Origin of the sequence: Nocardia sp. CA-129566, from assembly GCF_050956075.1 — a bacterium.
Lineage (GTDB): Bacteria > Actinomycetota > Actinomycetes > Mycobacteriales > Mycobacteriaceae > Nocardia.
On sequence record NZ_CP192085.1, the window covers coordinates 4,189,235 to 4,213,272 of the forward strand.

Here is a 24,038-nt window from a genome sequence, read left to right on the forward strand (position 1 = left end):
CCGTGGCCGATCCCTATGTCGTGGTGGCGACCATGATCGCCAAGCCTGGGCAAGAGGAACTGGTCGAGAAGACCTTGCGCGCGGCGGCGCCCGCCGTGCACGCCGAGCCCGGCTGTCTGCGGTACGCGCTGCACCGGCAGCGCAACAAGCCCGAACACTTCGTGATGATCGAGAAGTGGGCGTCGAAGGAAGCGCTGCGCGCACACGGCCAGGGCGCGGCGCTGGCCGAGGTCGGCGCGGCTTTGGCCGAAGCCCTCGCCGCACCGCCGGAGGTGCTGGTCTTCGATCCGCTGCCGGCCGGTGATCCGGAGCAGGGCGCACTCTGAAACGCTCTGAAAGAAGAGGTCTCTCAATGACGAAAACTCAGCAGGTGCGGCTGGCGCGGCGGCCGTCGGGGCTTCCCGATGCCGACACCTGGAACGTGACCACCGAGGAACTGCCCGCGCTGTCCGCGGGGCAGATTCTGGTGCAGGTCGACTTCATCTCCCTCGACCCGGCCATGCGCGGCTGGCTCAACGACGTGCGCTCCTATGTGCCGCCGGTCGGGCTCGGTGAGGTGATGCGCTCACTGGATATCGCCACCGTCGTCGAGTCGCAGCACCCGGACTTCGTCGTCGGCGACACCGTGAGCGGAGCCTTCGGGGTGACCGAATACGCGATCAGTGACGGCAAGGGCGTCCAGAAGGTGGACCTGAGCGTCGCGCCCGGCCCGACCTGGCTTGGCGCGCTCGGAATGCCCGGCATGACAGCGTATTTCGGCCTGCTGGAGGTCGGAAAGCTGCGGGCGGGTGAGACCGTGGTGGTGTCGGCTGCGGCCGGAGCCGTCGGCAGCGTGGTCGGTCAAATCGCGAAAGCCAAGGGCGCGAACGTGATCGGGATCGCCGGTGGGCCGCAGAAGTGCCGTTTGCTCACCGAGGAACTCGGTTTCGACGCGGCCATCGACTATCGCAGCGAAGACGTTCTGCAGCGATTGCGTGCGCTCGCGCCGAAGGGGATCGACGTCTACTTCGACAATGTGGGCGGGGAAATTCTCGATGCCGCGCTCGCCAATCTCCGCCGCGGTGCTCGCGTGGTCCTGTGTGGGGCGATCTCGGCGTACAACGACGAGACACTGCAGCCCGGGCCGTCACGCTACATGTCGCTGTTGGTCTTCCGCGCGAGCATGACCGGATTCGTGGTCTTCGACTACGCCGACCGCTACGGCGAAGCGGTTGCGCAGATCGGGCAGTGGGTGGCAGAGGGGAAGCTGAAGAGCCGCGAACACGTGGTCGAGGGCGGGGTCGCCCGGTTCGGTGAGACCTTGAACATGCTGTTCAGCGGTGGGAACACCGGAAAACTGGTGCTCGCGCTCTGAGCGGAAAACAAGGGGCCCCACGCTGAAAATGCGGCGGGGCCCCTTGTTATTTCATTGTCATTTCAGTCGGTAGCGATCGGCCCCAGCGGGGTGAAGGCGGGTGCGCGGTGTTCGAGATAGCTCATCACACCCTCGGTCGAGTCCGGATGGCCGAACGCCGACAGCATGAGATCGTCGGCGACTGCGACCGCCGTCGCGAAATCCGAGTCCATGGCCCGATTGATCTGGCTTTTGACCAGCCTCATGGCGGTGGGGGAGCAGTGGTTCGCCAGCTCGGTCGCGTAGGCGACCGCCTCGTCCAGCAGCGTCTCCGGCGGGCAGATTCGGTCGACGAGTCCCATAGCATGCGCCTCCTCGCCGCGAATTATGCGGCCGGACAGCAGTAGGTCCATTGCGCGGCCGCGGCCGATGAGGCGGGGAAGCAGCCAGGCGATGCCGTATTCGGCGATCAGCCCCCGGCGTACGAACGCCGTGGTGAACTTGGCGTCCGGGGCGCTGAACCGCAGATCGCAGTACAGCGCCTCCACGAGTCCGAGGCCGGCCGCCGCGCCATTGATCGCAGCGATCAGGGGCTTGCGGACCGACAGTGGGAACTCGCGGGGCCGGTTTCGCTGGGGCACTTCGAGATTCGCGGCGTCAGCGGTGCTGACCTGCTGCAGATCCGCCATATCGGCACCGGCGCAGAATCCGCGTCCCGCACCGGTGACGACAATGGCCCGGACCCCGGGATCGTTGTCCGCCTCGTCCAGTAGTTCGAAGTAGCGCTGTTCGAGTGTGTCGTTCCAGGCATTGAGCCGGTCCGGCCGATTAAGGGTCAGGATCAGCACCGGGCCGCGTTTCTCGGCCAGGACGGTATCGGTGGACTCCTGGAGGATCGGGCTCACGGTATTGCCCTTTCGTTGGTCGGTGCGCCGCACAGTCGCGCGGCGGTGTCGGATGCCTCGCGATGCGGGACGGTGAGCCCCACCCGCTCGGCGGCGTCGATGTTCTGCCCCAGGCCGTCCGCCATCACGGTCGGCTGCGGCGCGGAACGCCCCTCCTGGTCGACCAGCAGGGCTCGTGCCGCGGGGTCCTTGGTGAGCAGGCGTAACGGCAGCCCGGGAGCGCAACCGAGGGAAGCGCCTCGCAGACGCTGAAGGTCAGGACACCGCCGACGTCGAACAGCACCGCGGTCGCGGGTTTGCCGCGCTCGGCCGATGCGGGTGTCGGGCTGATCATGGAAATCCCTTCCGCCGTGTCTGCGGACCGATCGTAGTTGAATCTGAGTTCATATTCAATGCGTGGATCATGGGTGTGACCGGGGAATTCTCGGTCGAGACGATCCATATCGGGTGTACCGCCCGGAGATTTTCACTGATCGGATGCCACACTGTTCGAGTGACCGGATCAGAGGATCGCTCGCGCGCGGACGAGACGCGGGCTCGGCTATTGGAGGCTGCCGTGGCCGCCTTCGCCGAGCGTGGCTTCCATGGCTCCACCACCCGTGACATCACCTCGATCGCGGGCATGAGCACGGCGGCCATCTATGTGCACCACCGCTCAAAGGAGGAACTGCTCTATCAGGTTTCGCGCAGCGGGCACCAGAACACGCTGGACCGCATCCGGGTCGCCATGGCCTCCTCGAACAATCCGGTCGAGCAGTTGATCGCGGTCATGCGGGACTTCGCCATCCATCACGCACGGGCGCACACCGTGGCCCGGGTGATCAATTACGAACTGGCCGCGCTCAACCCGGAGCATCAGCGGGAGATCAAAGCCATTCGGCACCTCATCGATGCGGAGATGCGGCAGTTGATCGAACGCGGTGTCACGGTCGGCGCGTTCGACAATCCGAACCCGCACATGGCCGCGGTCGCACTGTTGTCGCTCGGCATCGACCTCGCCCGCTGGTATCGGGAGGACGGTCCGATGTCGCCCGAGGAGATCGGCGACTACTACGTCGATCTCGCACTGCGGATCGTGGGCGCGCGCAAGTAGGCCGGTCCGCTTCCATATGGCCGCCATAGGGGTGGTGTCGCTCCGCATCCGCACGCTTGAAGTTGACATCGGATTCGGGTAACCATGTATTGACGCTCGTCACGTTCGGTGGCGAATGATCCGAGTGATGCATGGCCACTAGCAGATTCGGCCTCTCCATCGTGATGAGATATCGGAGCGATCTCGTGAGCAAAATTTCCCCGCAGGATGCCCGGCTGACCTTCCGTGCCCTCGAACCGGTGCACGGGATGATCTACTTCACCCCGCACGGTCCCGAGGTGTATCGCGAACTCGGCATCACCGATCCACGAATGATGTATTTCGCGTCGCGCTCTGCCGCCTTCGGCCCGGTCCCCGCCGAGGTCACCATCGGCGCCTTCTTCAACTTCAACCCGGCCGCGGTACGCGCGGTCCTGCCGGCCGCATGGGAGATCGCCGCTCCCGGGGCCATTCTGCGCGCGCGGCTGGAGGCAGCCGACCGATCACTGCGGCAGGCGTGGGGTGACGATGTCGTCGGCGCGCAGGTGCGTGAGGCGGCCGACCTGGTGAGGCGGGCCGCCGAGCGGGCCTGCGAGCGACTGCACGGACGGCCGTTGTTCGCGGCCCATGCGGCACTGCCCTGGCCCGACGAACCGCATCTCGTGCTGTGGCATGCGCAGTCCTTACTGCGGGAGTTCCGCGGCGACGGCCATGTCGCCCTGCTGCTGACCGAGGGGCTCAGCGGCATCGAGGCTTTGATCACACACGCCGCGACAGGAGAGATCGCCCCGGAAGTCCTGCGTATGAGCCGATCCTGGAGTGAACAGGAGTGGGCCGCGGGCGTACACGCGTTGCGTGAGCGCGGCTGGCTGGCGCGCGATGAGATCGCATTGACCTTGCACGGCACCGCGCGGCGCCAGGCGATCGAGAACCGCACCGACGACTTGGCGGTGTATCCGTACGAGGCGATCGGTGCGGCCGGATGCGAGCGACTGCGATCGCTCGCCGCGCCGTTGGCGATTCGGGTGATCGAAGGTGATCTAGGCTTCCCGCCAGCGCTGTCGGAGCGTTATCGGCAAGCGCTCCGGGCAGGTGCACGGTAGATCCGGACAGGTGAAGAGGACGAGCATGAAGGCAGTCGAACCGGAACTCAGCGAGGTACTTGCGGTGCGAACCGCGTTCACCCGGCTGGTCCCGCCGGAATTCGAGGACCGCAACCAGCACATGAACGTGATGCGCTACTTCCAGTTGCACGGTGAGGCCATGTGGCAATTGCACCATCGGCTCGGCTTCGGCGAGATCTCCGGGTTCGGCCTGTTCGCCAGCGAGCAGCACCTCACCTATTACCGGGAAGTTCTGGTGGGACAGGAGGTTTCGGTACACCTCTGCTATCTGGGCCGCACTGACAAGGCCGTGCACGGCATCTCATATCTCGTCAATCGCACCGCCGGTGAGATCGCCAATTCATTCGAGTTCCTCAGTGTGAACGTCGATCTGGCTACCCGCCGACCAGCGGCCCTGCCCGACCCGGTGGCGCGGCGTCTGGACGAGTCCATCGCGCGCACTCGTGCGCTGGGGTTCGGTCCCGAGCACGGTGTGCTCGAGCTGCGCGGGGTGGCGGCACCCGCACGCGACTGAGAAACGCCGGGCCGCGGCAAGATACCGCCGCCGCGGCCCGCGAAACCGCCCGGCCGATACGACTTTCCCGGATTCATGGGGGACGCAATGTCGCTCGTTGAGTGTTCCTTACTCCGCAGTGCTGCTGCAATCCCTATCACCATAATTGGGATGACTTGCGGCGCATGATCGGTTACGTGCGTGGTTCGTATGCGAAGAATCCGGGTTGGGAAGATTTCATCTCCGAGTTGTGTTCGGAGAGTGATAGTTTCGCCTCGTTGTGAGCGCGTAATGATGTGGCGGGTCGGACGAAGCAGGTTCGCAATTCGGCGGTGGGGGAGTTGGAGACGTTTTGACGAGGATTAGTTTGCCGTCGGTTCCGCATGCGTGGATGCAGGTGTATACGCCGACTGGTGAGGTGGCGCGGGGAAGTTATGTGAGTTGTTGGCGATGGGTGAGCAGGAGCGTCAGCGTCCGTGGATCGAGCACCGCGAGACGTATCACGCCCCGGCGGGGCGAGCTGTCGAGTTGTGCGGGTGACCGGTTGTATCCGGCCCGAGCTGGCACGACACCGCCGCCACTCAGGTGGGGCCACGACGCCTCCGGCGATCGGGCACCGGTGGAACCGACAGTGGCGGACCGCGCTGAACAGTCCCCGGGTTCCGGCGAGAATTCGAGAATCGCGATACGAATATCATGCGTTAACGGTCCTGGGTAAATTATGCCGATTTGTGAAATTCGAGAACGTGATTCGGTTGACTATATACAAGACGAAAGTCGTTGAAAGTAACCGTATTCAGTCGACGACATGGGGTGCGAAGGCCCCTGCGGGACAGCGGTTTCCATTCGGCATCTGATACGCCCCGGCGGGATCCCGCGATAGTCAATGTATGCCGCCAATTGCCTTGATGAATTCGGTGAATATTTCGCCGTCGAATTCCGAACGCCGCGCACGCACACGCAATCCATTCGACTTGGACCGGCTGTGGGCGGCGCTGGAGGAGGCCAAATGACCCTTTCGCGACCACAGATTCACCCCGAGCGGGGATCGAGCGTAGATACCGAGCCGGACGCGTCAGCAATACAGCAAGTGCCGCTGTCGGCCGGGCAGCGGGGGTTGTGGCTGGCACAGAAATTGAGTCCGGATGTGCCGATATCCGAGGCGCAGTACGTCGAGTTGCGTGGAGATCTCGACGTCGAGCTGCTGCGCGAGGTGTCGATTCGAGCAGGCCACGAGTTCCAGTCCGGATACTTGCGGCTGGTAGAGGTCGACGGCGAGCCGTACCAGGTGTTCGACCCGTCGCTCGAGTCACCGGCGCCGGTGATCGATATGCGCGGCGAACCGGATCCCGTCGCGGCGGGTTTGGAGTGGATGCATCGGGAGTACACCACTCCGCTCGAGATGACCAGAGACCGCTTGGTGGGAACGGCGATCGTGCAGGTCGGGGATCAGCATTATCTGCTGTACAGCCGAATCCACCACGTCGCGCTGGACGGTTACGCCGGAATGATGATCGTCAACCGGATCGCCGCGCTGTACGCGGCGGCCGTGGAGGGACGGGAGGCGGAGCCGAACCAGGCGGCGGACGTACGTGCGCTCTACGAGGCCGATCGCAGCTATCGGGAGTCGAAGCGGTTCGCCGACGACCAGGAATATTGGGTCAACAGACTCGCCGACGTCGGGGACGAGTCCAGTCTGGTCGACGGGCACGCACCCGCGTGTGCGAACAGTACAGTCGCGAAGGTCGACCTGTCGCCGACGACGGTGCAGCGGATCGAGCAGGCCGCGAAAGCGTTGAACGCGAGCCCGGCCGCGGTGGTGATCGCCGCATTCGGCTGCTATCTGGCCCGCATGACCGGCCGAGACGACGTCATGGTCAACATTCCGGTATCGGGTCGCACGAACGCGGTACTGCGACGGTCCGGCGGGATGTTCGTCAATGTCGCTCCGCTTGCGCTCACCCTCGATTCGGGCGACACCGTCGCGGCACTGACGCGGCGGGTGCAGTCCGATCTGGTGGGGGCGTTGCGGCACCAGCGGTGCGGCCTGACCGACATTCGTGCCGCCGTCGGATACAACGGCGGACTGCGGCGCTTCGCGGGCCCGGTGGTGAATGTGATGTTCTTCCGCCAGGAGATCCGGTTCGGATCGGTGACCGGGGAGTTCCATATCCTCAGTTCGGGGCCGGTCGACGATCTGCTCATCGACCTGTATCAAACCGGGGAGCCGGCGCGGACGATCCTGCACTTCCTGGCCAATCCCAACCTCTATACCGACTCCGAGCTCTCGGCACACTGCACGAGGTTCGAGGAGTTCCTCGACGCGTTCGCCGCCGCGCCGGACACTGCGCTCGAGCAGGTGCACCCCGCAAGCGCCGGCGAAGGCGCGCGGATCCGCCGCCGCCGTGAGAATCTGGCGTTCTGGCGGGAAACACTCGCGAACCTGCCCGAGAACCTTCCGCTGCCGTTCGACCGGCCGCGGCAGGTGGTGTCGTCGAATCGAGCGGCCACGGCGAACTACGCGCTGCATGCCGAGTTGGTTCGGACGGTGGAAGGGTTTGCCCAGCACCATAATTCGTCGCTGTTCACCACCATCCATGGCACGTTGGCGGTCCTGCTCGCCCGGTTGAGCGGCACCACCGACATTCCGATCGGCACACCGATCGCCGGGGACGGTGCCGCGGCGCGCATGGTGTTGCGCACCGAGATCGATCCCGCTGAATCGTTCACCGATCTTCTCGGCCGGATCGAACAGGTCGATCAGGACGCGTTCGAACACGCCGATGTGCCGTTCGAGCAGGTAGTGGACCAGCTGGTGCCGCAGCGGTCTCAATCCAGGCATCCGCTGTTCCAGGTACTGTTGGCGCTGCGGAATCAGGAGCCGGTGGGATCGGCCCTGCCCGATCTCGAGCCGCCGATCGTCGACCCGAGCGGCGAAGCGCCTGGGCTCGATCTGCAGTTCATTCTGTCGGAGGATCATGACACCGGTGCTATGACAGTCGCGGTGACCTATGCCACCGACCTGTTCGATGCTGCGACGGTTGATTCGCTTGCGCATCGGTGGATTCGGATCCTGGAGTCGATAACCGCCGACGCGACTGTTGCGGTCGGGTCGATCGATGTGCTCGAGCCTGCCGAGCGAGCTGATCTGTTGGCCCGTTCCGGTGCTCCTGCGGCGGCACCGGTCACGCTGCCTGGTCTGATGGGTGCGGCGGTGGCGTTGGATCCTGATGCCATTGCGGTCGTGTTCGATGGACAGCGGTTGAGTTATCGAGAGTTGGACGAGCGTTCGAACCGGTTGGCGCGGTTGCTGATTCGGCGTGGTATCGGGCCCGAAGATGTTGTCGCGATCGGTATTCCGCGTTCGGTGGATTCTGTTGTCGCGGTGTGGGCTGTTGCCAAGACGGGGGCGGCGTTCCTGCCGATCGATCCGACCCATCCGGCTGAACGCATCGTTCACATGATGACCGATGCGACAGCGACGACCGGTCTGACTGTGACATCCGTACGTGCACAACTACCCGACAGCACCGACTGGCTTATTTCGGACGACCTCGACTCAGCCGAGGACAACCTGGGCGCAGACGGCCATCGGTCCGTCACCGACAGCGACCGGGTACGCCCGCTGCGGATCGACGATATCGCCTACGTTATCTACACCTCCGGATCGACCGGGCTACCCAAGGGCGTTGCGGTCACCCACCGCGGCCTCGGCAACTTCGCCGCGACACACCGCGTCTCCATGGGCATCGAATCCGGCTCCCGCACGCTGCATTTGGCCTCACCCAGCTTCGATGTCTCGGTACTGGAAACGGTCCTCCCGCTGCTCGGCGGCGCGGCCATGGTCATCGCACCCACTGATGTCTACGGCGGCGACGAGCTCGCCGCACTGCTCGACCGTGAACATGTCAGCCACGTCCTGATCACTCCCTCGGCGCTGTCCACCATCGACCACACCCGTTGGCCGCTACCGGATCTGAAGTATCTGATGGTCGGTGGCGAGGACTACGGCACCGAATTGGTCCAACGTTGGGCCGACAACCGCACAGTGCTCAACGAATACGGGCCAACCGAAACCACCATTGCCGCGACACTGACCACCCCCATGACGGCAGACGAACTGGTGACCATCGGGCGCCCGGTCTGCGGCGCCTCGATCTGGATACTCGATCAGCGGCTGCAGCCTGTTCCGGCGGGTGTTGCGGGTGAGTTGTATGTTGCGGGTGATCTTCTTGCGCGTGGGTATCATCGTCGGTCGGTGACGACGGCGGAGCGTTTCGTTGCGTGTCCGTGGATTCCTGGTGCGCGTATGTATCGCACCGGCGATGTCGTGCGGTGGACCAGTGATCGTAGGATCCAGCATCTGGGTCGGTCCGATTTCCAGGTCAAGATTCGTGGTCTGCGTATCGAACTCGGTGAGATCGATACTGCTCTGGCTGCCCATGACAGCGTGGGCTACGCGGTGACTGTCGGTCACCGTAACGACGCGGGTACTCAGTCGCTGGTTTCTTATGTTGTTGCCGCTTCGGGGCAATCGGTCGATACCGCGTTGTTGGTGGACTATCTGTCGGATCGGTTGCCGTCGTATATGGTGCCGTCCTCGATCATGGTGCTGGACCGCATCCCACTCACACCGGTCGGCAAACTCGACCGAAAAGCACTACCCAAACCGGTATTCACCGACACCAAACCCTTCCGAGCACCCCACACACCAACCGAACACACGATCGCTCGAGCGTTCATCGACGTATTGGGTATCGACACGATCGGTCTCGATGATTCGTTCTTCGCCCTGGGCGGCGACAGCTTGGTCGCGACCAGGGTCGCGGCGCGACTGGGGGCCGCATTCGATGCCGAGATCCCGGTGCGGCTGCTGTTCGAGGCGTCCACGGTCGCGGAACTCGCCACCCGCATAGAGCAGCATGCCGGCACGGGACGACGTCGCCCACCGCTGGTCGCCGGGCCGCGGCCCGATCTCGTGCCGTTGGCGCCAGCCCAACAACGGATGTGGTTCTTCAACCAGTACGACACCGCATCGGGCGCGTACAACATGCCGATCGCTATCCGGCTGCGCGGCGCATTGAACGTCGACGCCCTGCACGCAGCGGTCCTCGACGTGCTGGGTAGGCACGAGTCATTGCGAACGCGATACCTGGACCATGACGGCATGCTGATCCAACAGATCGAATCCGTGGAGAGCGTGGACCGCGAGCTGGTGGTGGTACCGGTCGTATCGGGCGAGTTGGTCTCGGCGGTCACCGAATTCGTTACCGAAGGCTTCGATGTGAGCACTCAGGCGCCCGCGCGTGCCCGGCTGTTCCGTGTCAGCGACGCCGAGGAACCGGAACACGTCCTTGCCGTCGTGGTGCACCACATCGCCGCCGATGGCTTCTCCATGACGCCGTTGGCCCGTGATGTGGCGACTGCCTATGCCGCACGGATCCACGGTGCACCCCCGGCGTGGACACCGCTGCCGGTCCAGTACGCGGACTACGCACTGTGGCAGCAAGCCACCCTCGGCGCGCCCGATGATCCGGAATCGCTGTCCGCCCAGCAGATCCGGTACTGGACCGAAACGTTGCACGGAGTCGTCGAGGAGTTGCGCCTGCCGTTCGATCGGCCACGGCCGGTGGTGATGTCGAACCGAGGTGTCACGGTCGGTTACTCGGTGCCTGCCGGACTGGTTCGCGCACTGGAAAGATTTGCGCGGGAACATAATTCGTCACTATTCATGGCCATACACGGCGCATTGGCGGTCGCGCTCGCCCGGTTGAGCGGTACCACCGACATTCCGATCGGCACACCGATCGCCGGGCGCGGTGTGGCCGCACTCGACGACATGATCGGCATGTTCGTCAATACCCTGGTGCTGCGGACCGAGATCGATCTCGATGAATCGTTCACCGATCTGCTCGGCCGGATCAAACAAGCCGATCTGGACGCCTTCGAACACGCCGACGTTCCGTTCGAACAGGTGGTGGACAAGCTCGGTGTGCAGCGCTCCCAGGCACGACACCCGCTGTTCCAGGTGATGCTGGCGTTCCAGAACCTGGAACCGGTAACGCTGCGACTCCCCGATCTCGAGCTGTCGGTGGTCGACCTGCCGAACGAGGTATCCCGGTTCGATCTGCAGTTCATCCTGTCGGAAAACCGAGACACCGGTGATATGACCGTCGCGGTCACCTATGCCACCGACCTGTTCGATGCTGCGACGGTTGATTCGCTTGCGCATCGGTGGGTTCGGATTCTGGAGTCGATTACCGCCGACGCGACTGTTGCGGTCGGGTCGATCGATGTGCTCGAGCCTGCCGAGCGAGCTGATCTGTTGGCCCGTTCCGGTGCTCCTGCGGCGGCACCGGTCACGCTGCCTGGTCTGATGGGTGCGGCGGTGGCGTTGGATCCTGATGCCATTGCGGTCGTGTTCGATGGACAGCGGTTGAGTTATCGAGAGTTGGACGAGCGTTCGAACCGGTTGGCGCGGTTGCTGATTCGGCGTGGTATCGGGCCCGAAGATGTTGTCGCGATCGGTATTCCGCGTTCGGTGGATTCTGTTGTCGCGGTGTGGGCTGTTGCCAAGACGGGGGCGGCGTTCCTGCCGATCGATCCGACCCATCCGGCTGAACGCATCGTTCACATGATGACCGATGCGACAGCGACGACCGGTCTGACTGTGACATCCGTACGCGCCCAACTACCCGACACCGATTGGCTGCTGCTAGACGAGCTCGTCGAGGCGGACAGCGGTCCGGTAACCGACAGCGACCGGGTTCGTCCGCTGCGGATCGACGATATCGCCTACGTTATCTACACCTCCGGATCGACCGGGCTACCCAAGGGTGTCGCGGTCACCCACCGCGGCCTCGGCAATTGCGCTGCGGCCCACCGGGATGCGATGGACATCGAACCCAGCTCCCGCACACTGCATTTGGCCTCGCCCAGCTTCGATGTGTCGGTACTGGAGTTGCTGTGTGCGCTCAGCGCGGGCGCGACTTTGGTCATTGCGCCCAGCGATGTCTACGGCGGTGACGAGCTTGCCGCACTGCTCGACCGTGAACACGTCAGCCACGCCCTCATCACTCCCTCGGCGCTGTCCACCATCGACCACACCCGTTGGCCGCTAACGGATCTGAAGTATCTGATGGTCGGCGGCGAGGACTACGGCAGTGACTTGGTCGAACGCTGGGGCGGCGAGCGAAAGCTGTTGAACGAATATGGGCCAACCGAAACGACCATCGCCGCGACACTGACCTCCCCGATAGCGGTGGGTGAGTTGGTCACCATCGGTGGGCCATTCCCCGGTGCCTCGGCATGGGTGTTGGATCAGCGGCTGCAGCCTGTTCCGGCGGGTGTTGCGGGTGAGTTGTATGTTGCGGGTGATCTTCTTGCGCGTGGGTATCATCGTCGGTCGGTGACGACGGCGGAGCGTTTCGTTGCGTGTCCGTGGATTCCTGGTGCGCGTATGTATCGCACCGGCGATGTCGTGCGGTGGACCAGTGATCGTAGGATCCAGCATCTGGGTCGGTCCGATTTCCAGGTCAAGATTCGTGGTCTGCGTATCGAACTCGGTGAGATCGATACTGCTCTGGCTGCCCATGACAGCGTGGGCTACGCGGTGACTGTCGGTCACCGTAACGACGCGGGTACTCAGTCGCTGGTTTCTTATGTTGTTGCCGCTTCGGGGCAATCGGTCGATACCGCGTTGTTGGTGGACTATCTGGCCGATCGGTTGCCGTCGTATATGGTGCCGTCCTCGATCATGGTGCTGGACCGCATCCCACTCACACCGGTAGGCAAACTCGACCGAAAAGCACTACCGGATCCGGTCTTCCTTGCCGACAAACCATTCCGAGCACCGCACACACCGACCGAACACATCATCGCGCAAGCGTTCGCCGACATACTCGGCACCGAAGCGATCGGTTTGGACGATTCGTTTTTCGCCCTGGGCGGCGACAGCATCATGTCGATCCAGTTGGTGACTCGGGCCAGGGCAGCCGGTGTGGCGTTCTCGGCACGGGATGTGTTCGAGCGCAAGACCGTCGCCGGACTCGCCCAGGTCGCCGCGCACGACGGCACGGTGGCCGCCTTGCCGGAGGAACTGCCCGGCGGGGGTGTGGGACCGCTGCCGCTGACGCCGATCATGCACTGGATGCTCGAGCGGTCCGCGTCGGGTTTCGGCCGCTTCTCGCAGTCGATGCTGCTCGGTCTGCCGACCGGGATCGACCAGCCGCGGATGGCGAGCACGGTGCAGGCGGTGCTCGATCGGCACGACATGCTGCGCGCACGACTGTCTCGAGACGACGACGGACACTGGACGTGGGAAGCGCTGCCGGTCGGCATGATTCGTGCCGACGACCTGATCCACCGGGTGCCGATGGACGCGACGCCGGAAAGCAGCGAGTTCCGGACGTTGGCGGCGGCGGAGTTGACGGCCGCCGCGGACCGGCTCGATCCGGGTGCCGGGATCGTGCTGCAGGTGGTCTGGTTCGATCCGGTGGACCCGGCGGAACCGGGCAGGGCCCTTGTGCTGGTGCATCATTCCGCGATCGACGGGGTTTCCTGGCGAGTGCTGGTGCCCGACTTCGTGCTCGCGTGGGCGCGGATCGAATCCGGCGAGCCACCCGAGCTCGCCCCGATCGGGACATCCATGCGCAGATGGGCGCATGGGCTGGTCGAGGCGGCCCACAGCGAGGAGCGCACCGCCGAACTCGAACTGTGGCGAGCGATGGCCGACGGGCCCGATCCGATGATCGGGTCGCGGCCACTGGACCCCGCGATCGACGTGGCCGCCAACGCCCGCACGGTCGAGGTCGAGCTGTCTCCCGAGGTGACCGAGGCGCTATTGACCAAGGTGCCTGCCATATTCCACGGCGGGGTGGGCGACGGCCTGCTGGCCGCGCTGGCGGTGGCGGTGACGAAGTGGCGGCGCGACCGACAGCCGGAGACCGCCGAACTCACCGATGTGGTGATCGGTCTCGAAGGACACGGTAGGGAGGAAGGCGTCGTTCCGGGCGCGGATCTGACTCGGACGGTCGGCTGGTTCGCCACGGGCTTCCCGGTGCGTTTGGATCTGTCGGGCATCGATCTCGACGACGCGTACGCGGGTGGACTCGCCATTGGCGCAGCGGTCAAGTCCGTCAAGGAACAGCATCGCGCTATCCCGGATCACGGGATCGGCTATGGCTTGCTGCGGTACCTCAACGAGGACACCGGCCCGACACTCGGCGCGCTGGCGAGGCCGCAGATCGCTTTCAACTACCTGGGCCGCATCTCCTCGGGAGTTCCCGAAGGGCTACCGGCGGTCGGCTGGCTGCCGGTCGCTGGCAGCGGCGACCTGGGTGGCGGCGAGCTTTCCGGTGCGCAGAATTCGGATATGCCGGTCGCGGCGGTGCTCGACATCAATGCCTGCACCCGCGACGACGGGGACGGGCAGCGGTTGCGGGCGACTTGGTCCTATCCCGACGGCGTGCTCACCGCCGACGAGGTCCGTTCGGTGGCGCAGTCGTGGTGCGGGGCGTTGACTGCGTTGGCGGCTCATGCCCGCCGTGCCGGAAGTGGTGGACGGACGCCTTCGGATCTGGATCTGGTGCGGCTGGGGCAGGCCGAGATCGAGCGGCTCGAGGACAGATATCCGACATTGAGCGATGTGTGGCCGTTGACTCCGCTGCAGGAGGGATTGCTGTTCCACGCCTTGGTGTCCGAGGAATCGGTGGACGCCTACCTGACCCAACTGGTCCTCGAACTACGCGGACAGGTCGATCCGCAGCGGCTGCGCCGAGCCGGGCATATTGTGTTGGACCGACATCCGAATCTGCGCACCGCCTTCGACGCCACCGGTGCTGGGCCGGTGCAGGTGGTGCAGGAGAACGTCGTGGCGTCCTGGTCGGAAGTCGACCTGTCGGGGCTCGATGACAGTGCGCGCGAACGCGAGTGGGAGGCGCTGCTGGCCGCGGATCGGGTGACCAGGTTCGATCCGGCTCGTGCGCCGCTGCTGCGTTGGATGCTGGTCACCACCGGGCCCCAGCAGTATCGGCTGGTGTTGACCAATCATCACCTGTTGCTCGATGGCTGGTCGACCCCGCTGCTGCTGAAGGAGCTGCTGGTGCTCTACGCCACCGACGGCGATGCCACGATCCTGCCCGGAGTCCGCCCCTATCGGGACTTCCTGGCCTGGATCGCGGGGCAAGACCTGCCTGCGGCACTGGATGCCTGGGCCGGTGCGTTCGACGGCACCGAGGAGCCGACCCTGGTGGCGCAGGCCGATCCCGGCCGCCGCTACACCGAATCCCGCGATGTGGTCGCCGATTTGACCGAGGAACAGACCGCGACGCTGAACCATCTGGCCAGGGCCCGTGGGGTCACGCTCAACACGGTGATCCAGCTGGCGTGGGCGATTGTGTTGGGCTCGTTGACTTCCCGTGACGATGTGACCTTCGGTGCCGCGGTGTCGGGGCGGTCCCCGCAGCTCGCGGGCATCGAATCGATGATCGGACTGTTCATCAACACGCTGCCGGTGCGGGTACGTCTCGATGCCGCTGAAAGCCTGGGGCAGTTGCTCGACCGGATCCAGGCCGAACAGACCGCCCTGCTCGATCACCAGTTCGTCGGCCTCACCGAAATCGAGCGGGTAGCCGGGCCAGCAGCGGTGTTCGACACGATGACGGTCTTCGAGTCGTACCCGGTCGATCGTTTCGGGCTGACCGCCGACACCGATATCGCGGGCATGCGAGTCGTCGACGTCACAGGTATGGATGGCGCGCACTATCCGCTGGGCGTGGTCGCGCACGTCGACACGCGACTGCATCTGAAGATCAAGTACCTGCCCGAACTGTTCGACCATGACACGGTCGAGGCGACCCTGCAGCGGGTGCTGCGCGTGCTGGGGATCATGGCAACCGACCCTGATTTGCCGCTGGCTCGGCTGAACCTGCTCACCCCCGCGGAATACCGGGAGTTGACCCCGGTGTCGGGCAACCCGCCGGTGCCGGGTCGCGCGCTTGCGGAACTACTGGCGGCGACGGTACAGCGCGATCCCGAGGCGGTTGCGGTGGTGTACGAGGATCGGCAGTGGAGCTACGGTGAGCTCGATGCGGAGTCGAATCGGTTGGCGCGGTTGCTGATCGATCAAGGGGTGGGGCCGGAGGCAAGCGTTGCGGTGGGGTTGGCGCGGTCGGTCGAGTCGGTGCTCGCGGTGTGGGCGGTGGCGAAGTCGGGGGCGGCATTCGTTCCGGTGGACCCGCAGTATCCGACCGGCCGAATCGAGCACATGCTCACCGATTCCGGTGTGAGGGTAGGGATCACGCTGTCACAGTGGCGGGATCGATTCCCCGGATCGGTGCGCTGGCTGGTCCTCGACGAGGCGGCCGACGCGGGGGAGTTGTCGGCGGCGCCGGTGACCGACGCGGAGCGAACCGGACCGGTTCGGCTCGACCAGGCGGCGTACGTGATCTACACCTCCGGTTCCACGGGTGTGCCCAAGGGCGTGGTCGTCACGCACCAGGGCCTGGCGAACCTAGTGACAGAACAATGTTCACGATTCGACATCGGGCCGGACGCGGGTGTCCTGCACGTCGCGTCGCCGAGTTTCGATGCGGCGGTCCTGGAACTGCTGTGGGCGTTCGCATCCGGTGGGCGGCTGGTGATCGCGCCGCCGACCGTCTACGGCGGCAACGAGCTGGCGCAGATCCTATCGAGTCAGCGCGTCACCCATGCGGCGCTCACGCCAACGGCCTTGGCGACGGTCGACCCGGCCGGGCTGGAGCACCTCGAGACCGTCGTGGTCGGCGGTGAAGCGCCCTCGACCGAACTGGTGTCGCGTTGGGCGCCGGATCGCAGACTCTTCAACACCTACGGTCCGGCAGAGGCGACGATCCAGACCGATGCCAGTGCGCCATTGGTGGCGGGAGAGATGGTGACGGTCGGCGAACCGATCCGCGGGGTCGGGCAGGTCGTGCTCGATGCCCGGCTGCGGCCGGTGCCCGTCGGTGTTGTGGGCGAGTTGTATCTCACGGGTCCGGGTCTGGCTCGTGGTTACCGCAACCGACTGAGCCTGACGGCGGCGCGGTTCGTCGCCGATCCGTTCGCAGAGCCCGGACAGCGCATGTATCGAACCGGTGATCTGGTGCGGTGGCTGCGGCAACCGGAGGGGAATCTGGCACTGGACTATGTGGGCAGGGCCGACTTCCAGGTCAAGCTGCGTGGGTTCCGCATCGAGTTGGGTGAGGTCGAATCGGGTCTGCTGGCCTGCACCGGTGTGGCTCGTGCCGTGGCGACCGTACACAATGGCACCGCTGTCGGTGACCGGTTGGTCGGGTACGTGGTGCCCGAGCCAGGGGTCGACCTCGACCCGGCCGGGGTCCTGACGTTCGTGGAACAGCGGTTGGTCCCGCACATGGTGCCCGCGACGGTGATGGTGCTGGACACGCTGCCGGTGACCGAGAGCGGCAAGCTCGACCGCGCCGCGCTACCCGTGCCGGATTTCAGTTCGGCTCGCGCCGAGTTCCGGGCGCCGGTGACCGATGTGGAGCGGATGCTGGCTGGGCTGTTCGGTGAAGTGTTAGGTATCGATACCGTCGGTCTCGATGATTCGTTCTTCGCTTTGGGTGGCGACAGCATCATGTCGATCCAGTTGGTCACCCGGGCCAGGGCAGCTGGTGTGGTGTTCTCCACGCGGGAGGTCTTCGAGCGCAAGACGGTCGCAGGACTGGCCCAGATTGCCGTCCAGGACAGTGCCGCGGCGGTCGCCCTGCCTGCCGAGCTTCCCGGTGGGGGCGTGGGAGCGGTGGCGCTGACGCCGATCATGTGTTGGATGTTCGAACGCGGCGGGTTCGACCGGTTCTGCCAGTGGGTGACCCTCACGCTGCCCGACGGCATCGACCGGTCCGGGATCGAGGCCACCGTGCAAGCGGTGATCGATCACCACGACATGCTGCGCGCCCAACTCCTTCCCGACCCCACACACCCGACCGGATGGGCGCTACAGGTGCAGCCAACCGAGGCGAGCACCGCCGGGGTGAGCGCCGCTGGGCTGATCCGGCGTGTGCCGGTGGCCGTGGCGCCGGACAGTGCCGATTTCGCGGTGATCGTCGACGCGGAGGCGAACGCTGCGGCCGAGCGCTTGGATCCCGCAGCCGGGGTGATGATGCAGTTGGTGTGGTTCGACTGGGCTGATCGGCCGGGTCGGCTGCTCGTTTTGGTACATCACCTGGTTGTGGATGGGGTGTCGTGGCGGATCCTGGTTCCCGACCTCGCTTCGGCGTGGGCCCAGATCAGTGCCGGGCAACCACCACAGCTCGCGCCGGTGGGTACCTCGATGCGACGCTGGGCCCACGGCCTGCACACCGCCGCCGAACACCTCGACGAACTCGACTGGTGGCAATCCACCCTCGATACCGTCGACCCGATGATCGGTGCCCGCCCGCTCGACCCGGACGTCGATGTCCAGGCCAGTGTCGCCACCGTCGAGGTGACACTGCCGACCGCGGTGACCCGCGCGGTGCTGACCACGCTGCCCCGAGCCTTCCGCGGCAGTGTCGATGACGCCCTGATCGCCGGGCTGGCGCTGGCACTGACCCGATGGCGTCACCGCCACGGCCACGACCACGGCCACGACCACGGCCACGGCCACGGCCACGGCCACGACAGCACCGAAACACTGCTCACTCTCGAAAGCCACGGCCGCCACGACGCGGTGCTGCCGGGCGCGGACCTCACCCGCACCGTCGGCTGGTTCACCACCACCTACCCGGTGCGCCTGGACCTGTCCGGCATCGACATCGACGACGCGTTCACCACCGGTCCCGCCGCGGGAGCGCTCATCAAGTCGGTCAAGGAACAACTGCGCCAGGTGCCCGGTCGCGGGATCGGCTACGGGCTGCTGCGCTACCTCAACCCCGACACCGCCGCGGTCTTGGGCGGGCTCCCCGAGCCGCAGGTCAGCTTCAACTACCTCGGTCGTTTCGACACCATCCCCGCGCAGATGCGCGAGATCGGATGGCTGCCCGCCGGCGGCGACAGCGACGGCGGCGGCATCCAGAACCCCGACGCCGCCGCCGCGGCCGTGCTCGCCATCAACGCGGCCACCACCGACACCCCCGACGGACCCACCCTGAGCGCCTCCTGGGACTACCCCACCGGCCTACTCACCGCCATCGAGGTCACCGAGATCGCCGAACTGTGGCGCGAGGCGGTCACCGCGCTGGCCACCCACGCCGCCCGACCCGGTGTCGGCGGGCTGACACCGTCGGATGTCGGCCTCGTCGACCTCGACCAGCCCGCCATCGACCGACTCGAGGCCCGGTACCCGGCGCTCGACGACATCTGGCCGCTGACACCGCTACAGGCCGGGCTGCTGTTCCACGCCCAACTCGCCACCGACGCCATCGACGCCTACATCGTGCAACTCACTATCGAACTCGGCGGGCGCGTCGACGCGGACCGACTGCACCGCGCCGCCCAAACCCTGCTCGCAAGGCACCCGAACCTGCGCACCGCGTTCGTGCGCGACGGCGCCCGCGAACCGGTCCAGGTGATACCCCACACCGTCGATGTTCCGTTCACCGAGATCGACCTGACCGAGCACGACGACACCGCCGCCGCGCTCGAACAGATCAACACCGCCGACCGCCGATTCGACATGACCACAGCACCACTGCTGCGCCTGACCCTGATCGGCATCGCCCCCCAGCAGTACCGGCTGCTGCTGAGCATGCACCACATCCTCATCGACGGCTGGTCCACACCACTGCTGATCCGGGAACTGCTGGTGCTCTACGCCACCGACAGCGACACCGCGGCACTGCCCTCGGTGCGTCCCTACCGCGACTACCTGATGTGGCTGAAGGCCCAGGATCAGGCCGCGGCCGAGGCCGCATGGACGCGGGCACTCGACGGCATCACCGCGCCGACACTGCTCGCTGCTGCCGACCGCGCCCGCCGCAACACCACCGCTCCGCGCGAGGTCCAAGTGCAGCTGAGCGAAACTCACACCGCGGCGCTGGTCACCGCGGCCCAGCAACAAGAAACCACGCTCAACACCGTCATCCAGGCGGCGTGGGCGCTCGTGCTCGCCAACGCGACCGCCCGCGAAGACGTGGTCTTCGGCACCACCGTCTCCGGACGTCCCCCACACATCTCCGGCATCGAATCGATGGTCGGGCTGTTCGTCAACACCGTGCCCGTCCGGGTCCGACTCGACCACCACGAAAGCCTCGCCCAACTGCTGCGGCGGATCCAAACCGAACAGGTTGCCCTGCTCGACCATCACCACCTCGGACTCGCCCAAATCCAACAGCTGACCGGTCCCGGCGCGATGTTCGACACCGTGACCGTCTTCGAGTCCTACCCCGTCGACTCGGCCGGACTGTCCCAAGACACCGACATCGCCGGAATGCACGTCCTCGACGTCCAGGGACGAGACGCCGCGCACTACCCACTCGGCCTGATCGCCCACCACGACACACAATTGAAGTTGACCTTCAAATACCTGCCCGAACTCTTCGACCACCACCACATCGACGCCCTCGCCGACCGAGTGCTACACGTGCTCCACACCATCGCCGCACACATCGACCTCCCCCTCACCCGACTGGAACTGCTCTCGCCCGTCGAACAGGCCACACTCGTACCCGTCCGCGGTCGACCCGGCACGGTCACGTCGCCGTTGCCGCAGGTGTTGTCTGACGCCGCCGCGACTTCGCCGGACGCAGCGGCGCTGGTCTGTGCCGGGGCGACGCTGTCCTACCGCGAGTTCGACGAAACCTCGAACCGGTGGGCACGGGTACTGATCGCCGCGGGAGTAGGACCGGAATCGGCGGTGGCCGTGGCGCTACCGCGCTCCATCGATGCCATGATCGCCGTATGGGCGGTCGCCAAGACCGGCGCCGCGTTCGTGCAGGTCGACCTGATCCATCCGCACGACCGGATCACCAGCATTATTACCGATTCCGGCGCCGCCGTCGGGCTGACCTACGGAACCTACCGAGACCAGTTACCGGGCGAGATCAGCTGGCTCGACCTCGACGATCCCACCTTCGCCGCGATGACGGAGCCGGCGACGCCGAGCCCGATCGACGACCATGAGCGCACCACCACACTGCGGCCCGAGCACCCGGCCTACCTGATCTACACCTCCGGTTCCACCGGTACTCCCAAGGGAGTCGTGGTCACCCACGCCGGAATAGCGAACCTGGCCGCCGAAACACGCGAACGGTTCGGTGTCACACCGATGAGCCGCATACTTGGTGCCGCTTCGCCGAGCTTCGACGTTTCGATCCTCGAATGGCTCACGGCCGTCGCGGCCGGTGCGACTCTGGTCCTCGCCGCGACGCCGGTGGCTGCCGGCGCCGAACTGGCCGAGGTGATCGACGCCGAACACGTCACCCATGCCGCGCTGACCCCGACTGTGCTCGGATCGCTACCCACCGATGGGCTCGACACCCTCCAGACGCTGATCCTCGGCGGCGAGGCCTGCCCGCCCGATCTGGCCGCTCGATGGGCACCGGGCCACCGGGTGATCAACACCTACGGCGCCACCGAGAACACGATCATGAGCTGCGCCGATGCTCCCCTGACCGCGCATGCGGACGGCCCGATGACAATCGGCGGGCCGACGCGCGGATTCACCGCCGTGGTACTCGACCGCAGACTGCGTCCGGTCCCACCCGGCGTCCCCGGCGAGCTGTACCTGTCCGGACCGGGCCTCGCCCGCGGTTACCACCGGCAGCCCGCGACCACCGCGGCCCGATTCGTCCCCGACCCCTACGGACCGCCCGGAACACGCATGTATCGGACCGGCGACCTCGTCGCCTGGACCGCCGACCACACACTGCGGTTCATCGGCCGCAGCGACCTGCAGTTGACGATGCACGGACATCGAATCGAACCCGGCGAAATCGAAACGGCGCTGCGTAGCCAGCGCGATATAGCTAATGCAGCGGTCACCGTCCACACCAGACCCGACGGCACCCGCCAGCTCATCGGCTATGTCGTACCTGCCCACGACGCCACGCCGGATATCACCACATTGACCAGTGCACTCGCGACCCGTCTGCCCACCCATATGATTCCCACCGCCATCATCACCCTCGACCGGATGCCGCGCACCGCAACCGGCAAACTCGACTACAAGGCGCTGCCGAGTCCCGACCTGCGTCACTCCCCGTACCGGCCGCCGTCGACCGAACTCGAGGCCACCGTCTGCGACGCCTTCGCCGAGACCCTCGACATCGAACGAGTCGGCGTCGACGACGGCTTCTTCTCCATCGGAGGCAATTCGCTGGCCGCCGCCCGATTGGTGGCGCGGCTGGTGGAGTCGACCGGTGCGACCGTGCCGGTTCAGTGGATCTTCACCGATCCGACTCCGGCGACGCTCGCTGCGCGCATCGATGCCCGACTGCGCGGCCTCGACGAACAGGACACCGGTGACGTACTCGCAGTCGTGCTCCCGCTGCGTGCCGCCGGTGCCGAACCGCCGCTGTTCTGCGTCCACCCGGCCGTCGGATTGGCTTGGGGTTTCAGCGGACTCGTGCAGCACCTCGATCCCGACCGCCCCGTGTACGGGCTGCAATCCCCGGCATTCAGCGACGCCACCGCCGAATTCGAGACGCTCGACGAACTCGCCGCCCGCTACGTCCACGAGATCCGCACCATCCAGCCGCACGGCCCGTACCACCTGCTCGGCTACTCACTCGGCGGCACCATCGCCCACGCGATCGCGGCCCGACTCCGACGCGACGGCGAGTCCGTCGCCACCCTGGCCATGATGGACACCCGCGTCGTCACCGCCAGCACCGTCCGCGTTTCCACCCCGACGATCACGCAGATGCTTGCCGAGTTCGGCGGAATCGCGATGCCGACGGACACCGCCGATCTCACCGCCGAGGCCGCGGCCGAATTGCTGCACCAGCAAGGCGGACTCTTCAGCGCCGTCACCGCCGAGCATCTGGTGACCCTGCGCGACGACTACACCCGGCTCGTCGAGCTCACCCGGCATCATCGGCCGACGCGCTTCGACGGTGATCTGATCTACTTCCGCGCCGCCGACGACACGGACGGCGGCCCCGATCCGGCCCTCGCCTGGAACGACCTCATCACCGGCCGGATCACTGAACACCCCATTCCGGTCCGGCACGAACGGATGATCGAACCCGATTCGCTCCGCGCGATCGGCCTCGTCCTCACCGAGCACTTCCGCTCTGCCCGCAGCACGCAACGGGGGTCCACCACCTCAGGAAGGACAGGCCGATCATGACCAACTCCCAACTCGTCGGGATCCGCTCCGGCGTCGAGCCAGTCAACCTATTCGCTACCGATGAGGCGGCCCGCAGCGCCCTGCATCCCTGCGCCGCCGAACTGCAGCGGTGGACGGTCGAATACCTGTGCCGACCGCACCCAGACCTCGGCCGAACCGGCCCGGTCTGTCCTTACACCAACCGTGCCGTCCGGAATCAGTTCATCTGGGCCGCGTTCGAAAGTCGTTCCATCGATGCCCACCGCATAGCCGCGATCATCGACGATCTGTACGACTTGTTCCCCGCCCTGCCACCGCAGGGCGAACCCGATGCCAAATCGAAGGCGGTCCTCGCGGTATTCCCCAACCTCACCGAATACTCCGACATCGACGATATTCAACAGGACCAGAAGTCTCGGTTCGTCGAAAAGGGTCTGATGCTCGGCCAGTTCTATCCCGGATGCACCGTCGCGGGGCTGCACAATCCGGACTTCCCCGCACTCGACGCGCCACTGCCCATGCTCGCCGTCCGCTATATGGCCCCCACCGACTTCCCATTCCTCAGCTCCCGCCACGAATGGATGGACTCCTACCTCGAACTCTTCGCCCCCACGATCCCCAAGTTCATCGCGTCCACCATGGCCGACCGACTCGTACAGGAACCCGAGGTGTCGGAAGAAGGAGCTGCATGACGTTCACCGCGGCTGCTACCAGGGCCGACGGGGCGAATGATCAGACGCAGTGCCCGACCCGAGGCGAGATCATCCATTGCTGCGTTGATGTCGGTGAGCGGTAGTTCTCTCGAGACGAGGCGGTCCACGGGGGAGCTGGCCCGCGCGCCACAGCGAGATCATCGTCGGGATGTCGACAGCGGGCTGTGCC

The 24,038-nt window shown here is 65.8% G+C and carries 10 protein-coding genes; 8 read left to right on the forward strand and 2 right to left on the reverse strand.

Translation table 11 applies throughout. The features are described from left to right. Window positions 1-2: 2 nt before the first annotated feature. Together ACQP0C_RS18080 and ACQP0C_RS18085 are read left to right on the forward strand one after the other, a co-directional pair. Window positions 3-326 (forward strand): putative quinol monooxygenase, encoded by a 324-nt coding sequence (locus ACQP0C_RS18080; RefSeq protein ID WP_433734046.1) that lies wholly within the window; start codon window positions 3-5, stop codon window positions 324-326. A 26-nt stretch (window positions 327-352) separates the two neighbouring features. Then, window positions 353-1,354 (forward strand): NADP-dependent oxidoreductase, encoded by a 1,002-nt coding sequence (locus tag ACQP0C_RS18085; protein WP_433734047.1) that lies wholly within the window; start codon window positions 353-355, stop codon window positions 1,352-1,354. Between the two features lie 62 nt (window positions 1,355-1,416). Here ACQP0C_RS18085 and ACQP0C_RS18090 read toward each other — a convergent pair whose 3' ends face one another. Next, complete coding sequence (locus ACQP0C_RS18090) at window positions 1,417-2,229, reverse strand: enoyl-CoA hydratase-related protein (protein WP_433734584.1); 813 nt, start codon at window positions 2,227-2,229, stop codon at window positions 1,417-1,419. 5 nt (window positions 2,230-2,234) lie between these two features. Next, on the reverse strand, window positions 2,235-2,363 hold the full coding sequence (locus ACQP0C_RS18095) for a hypothetical protein (RefSeq protein WP_433734048.1): 129 nt from the start codon (window positions 2,361-2,363) through the stop codon (window positions 2,235-2,237). Window positions 2,364-2,731: 368 nt separating this feature from the next. On the opposite strand from ACQP0C_RS18095, the gene ACQP0C_RS18100 reads away from it, so the two are divergent. From ACQP0C_RS18100 to ACQP0C_RS18125, 6 genes are all read left to right on the forward strand, one after another. Then, window positions 2,732-3,331: a TetR family transcriptional regulator gene (locus ACQP0C_RS18100; protein WP_433734049.1), complete on the forward strand. Its 600-nt coding sequence runs from the start codon at window positions 2,732-2,734 to the stop codon at window positions 3,329-3,331. A 185-nt stretch (window positions 3,332-3,516) separates the two neighbouring features. After that, the gene (locus ACQP0C_RS18105; RefSeq protein ID WP_433734050.1) at window positions 3,517-4,413 is read left to right on the forward strand and encodes an SCO6745 family protein; all 897 of its coding nucleotides are present in this window, start codon (window positions 3,517-3,519) and stop codon (window positions 4,411-4,413) included. Between the two features lie 25 nt (window positions 4,414-4,438). Then, the gene (locus ACQP0C_RS18110) at window positions 4,439-4,948 is read left to right on the forward strand and encodes a thioesterase family protein (RefSeq protein WP_433734051.1); all 510 of its coding nucleotides are present in this window, start codon (window positions 4,439-4,441) and stop codon (window positions 4,946-4,948) included. Between the two features lie 869 nt (window positions 4,949-5,817). After that, window positions 5,818-5,940, forward strand: a complete 123-nt coding sequence (locus tag ACQP0C_RS18115; RefSeq protein ID WP_433734052.1) for a hypothetical protein — start codon at window positions 5,818-5,820, stop codon at window positions 5,938-5,940. Next, window positions 5,937-23,177: an amino acid adenylation domain-containing protein gene (locus ACQP0C_RS18120; protein ID WP_433734053.1), complete on the forward strand. Its 17,241-nt coding sequence runs from the start codon at window positions 5,937-5,939 to the stop codon at window positions 23,175-23,177. Before ACQP0C_RS18115 ends, ACQP0C_RS18120 begins: the two co-directional genes overlap by 4 nt. Then, window positions 23,174-23,848, forward strand: a complete 675-nt coding sequence (locus ACQP0C_RS18125) for a DUF6875 domain-containing protein (RefSeq protein ID WP_433734054.1) — start codon at window positions 23,174-23,176, stop codon at window positions 23,846-23,848. Before ACQP0C_RS18120 ends, ACQP0C_RS18125 begins: the two co-directional genes overlap by 4 nt. Window positions 23,849-24,038 lie beyond the last annotated feature (190 nt).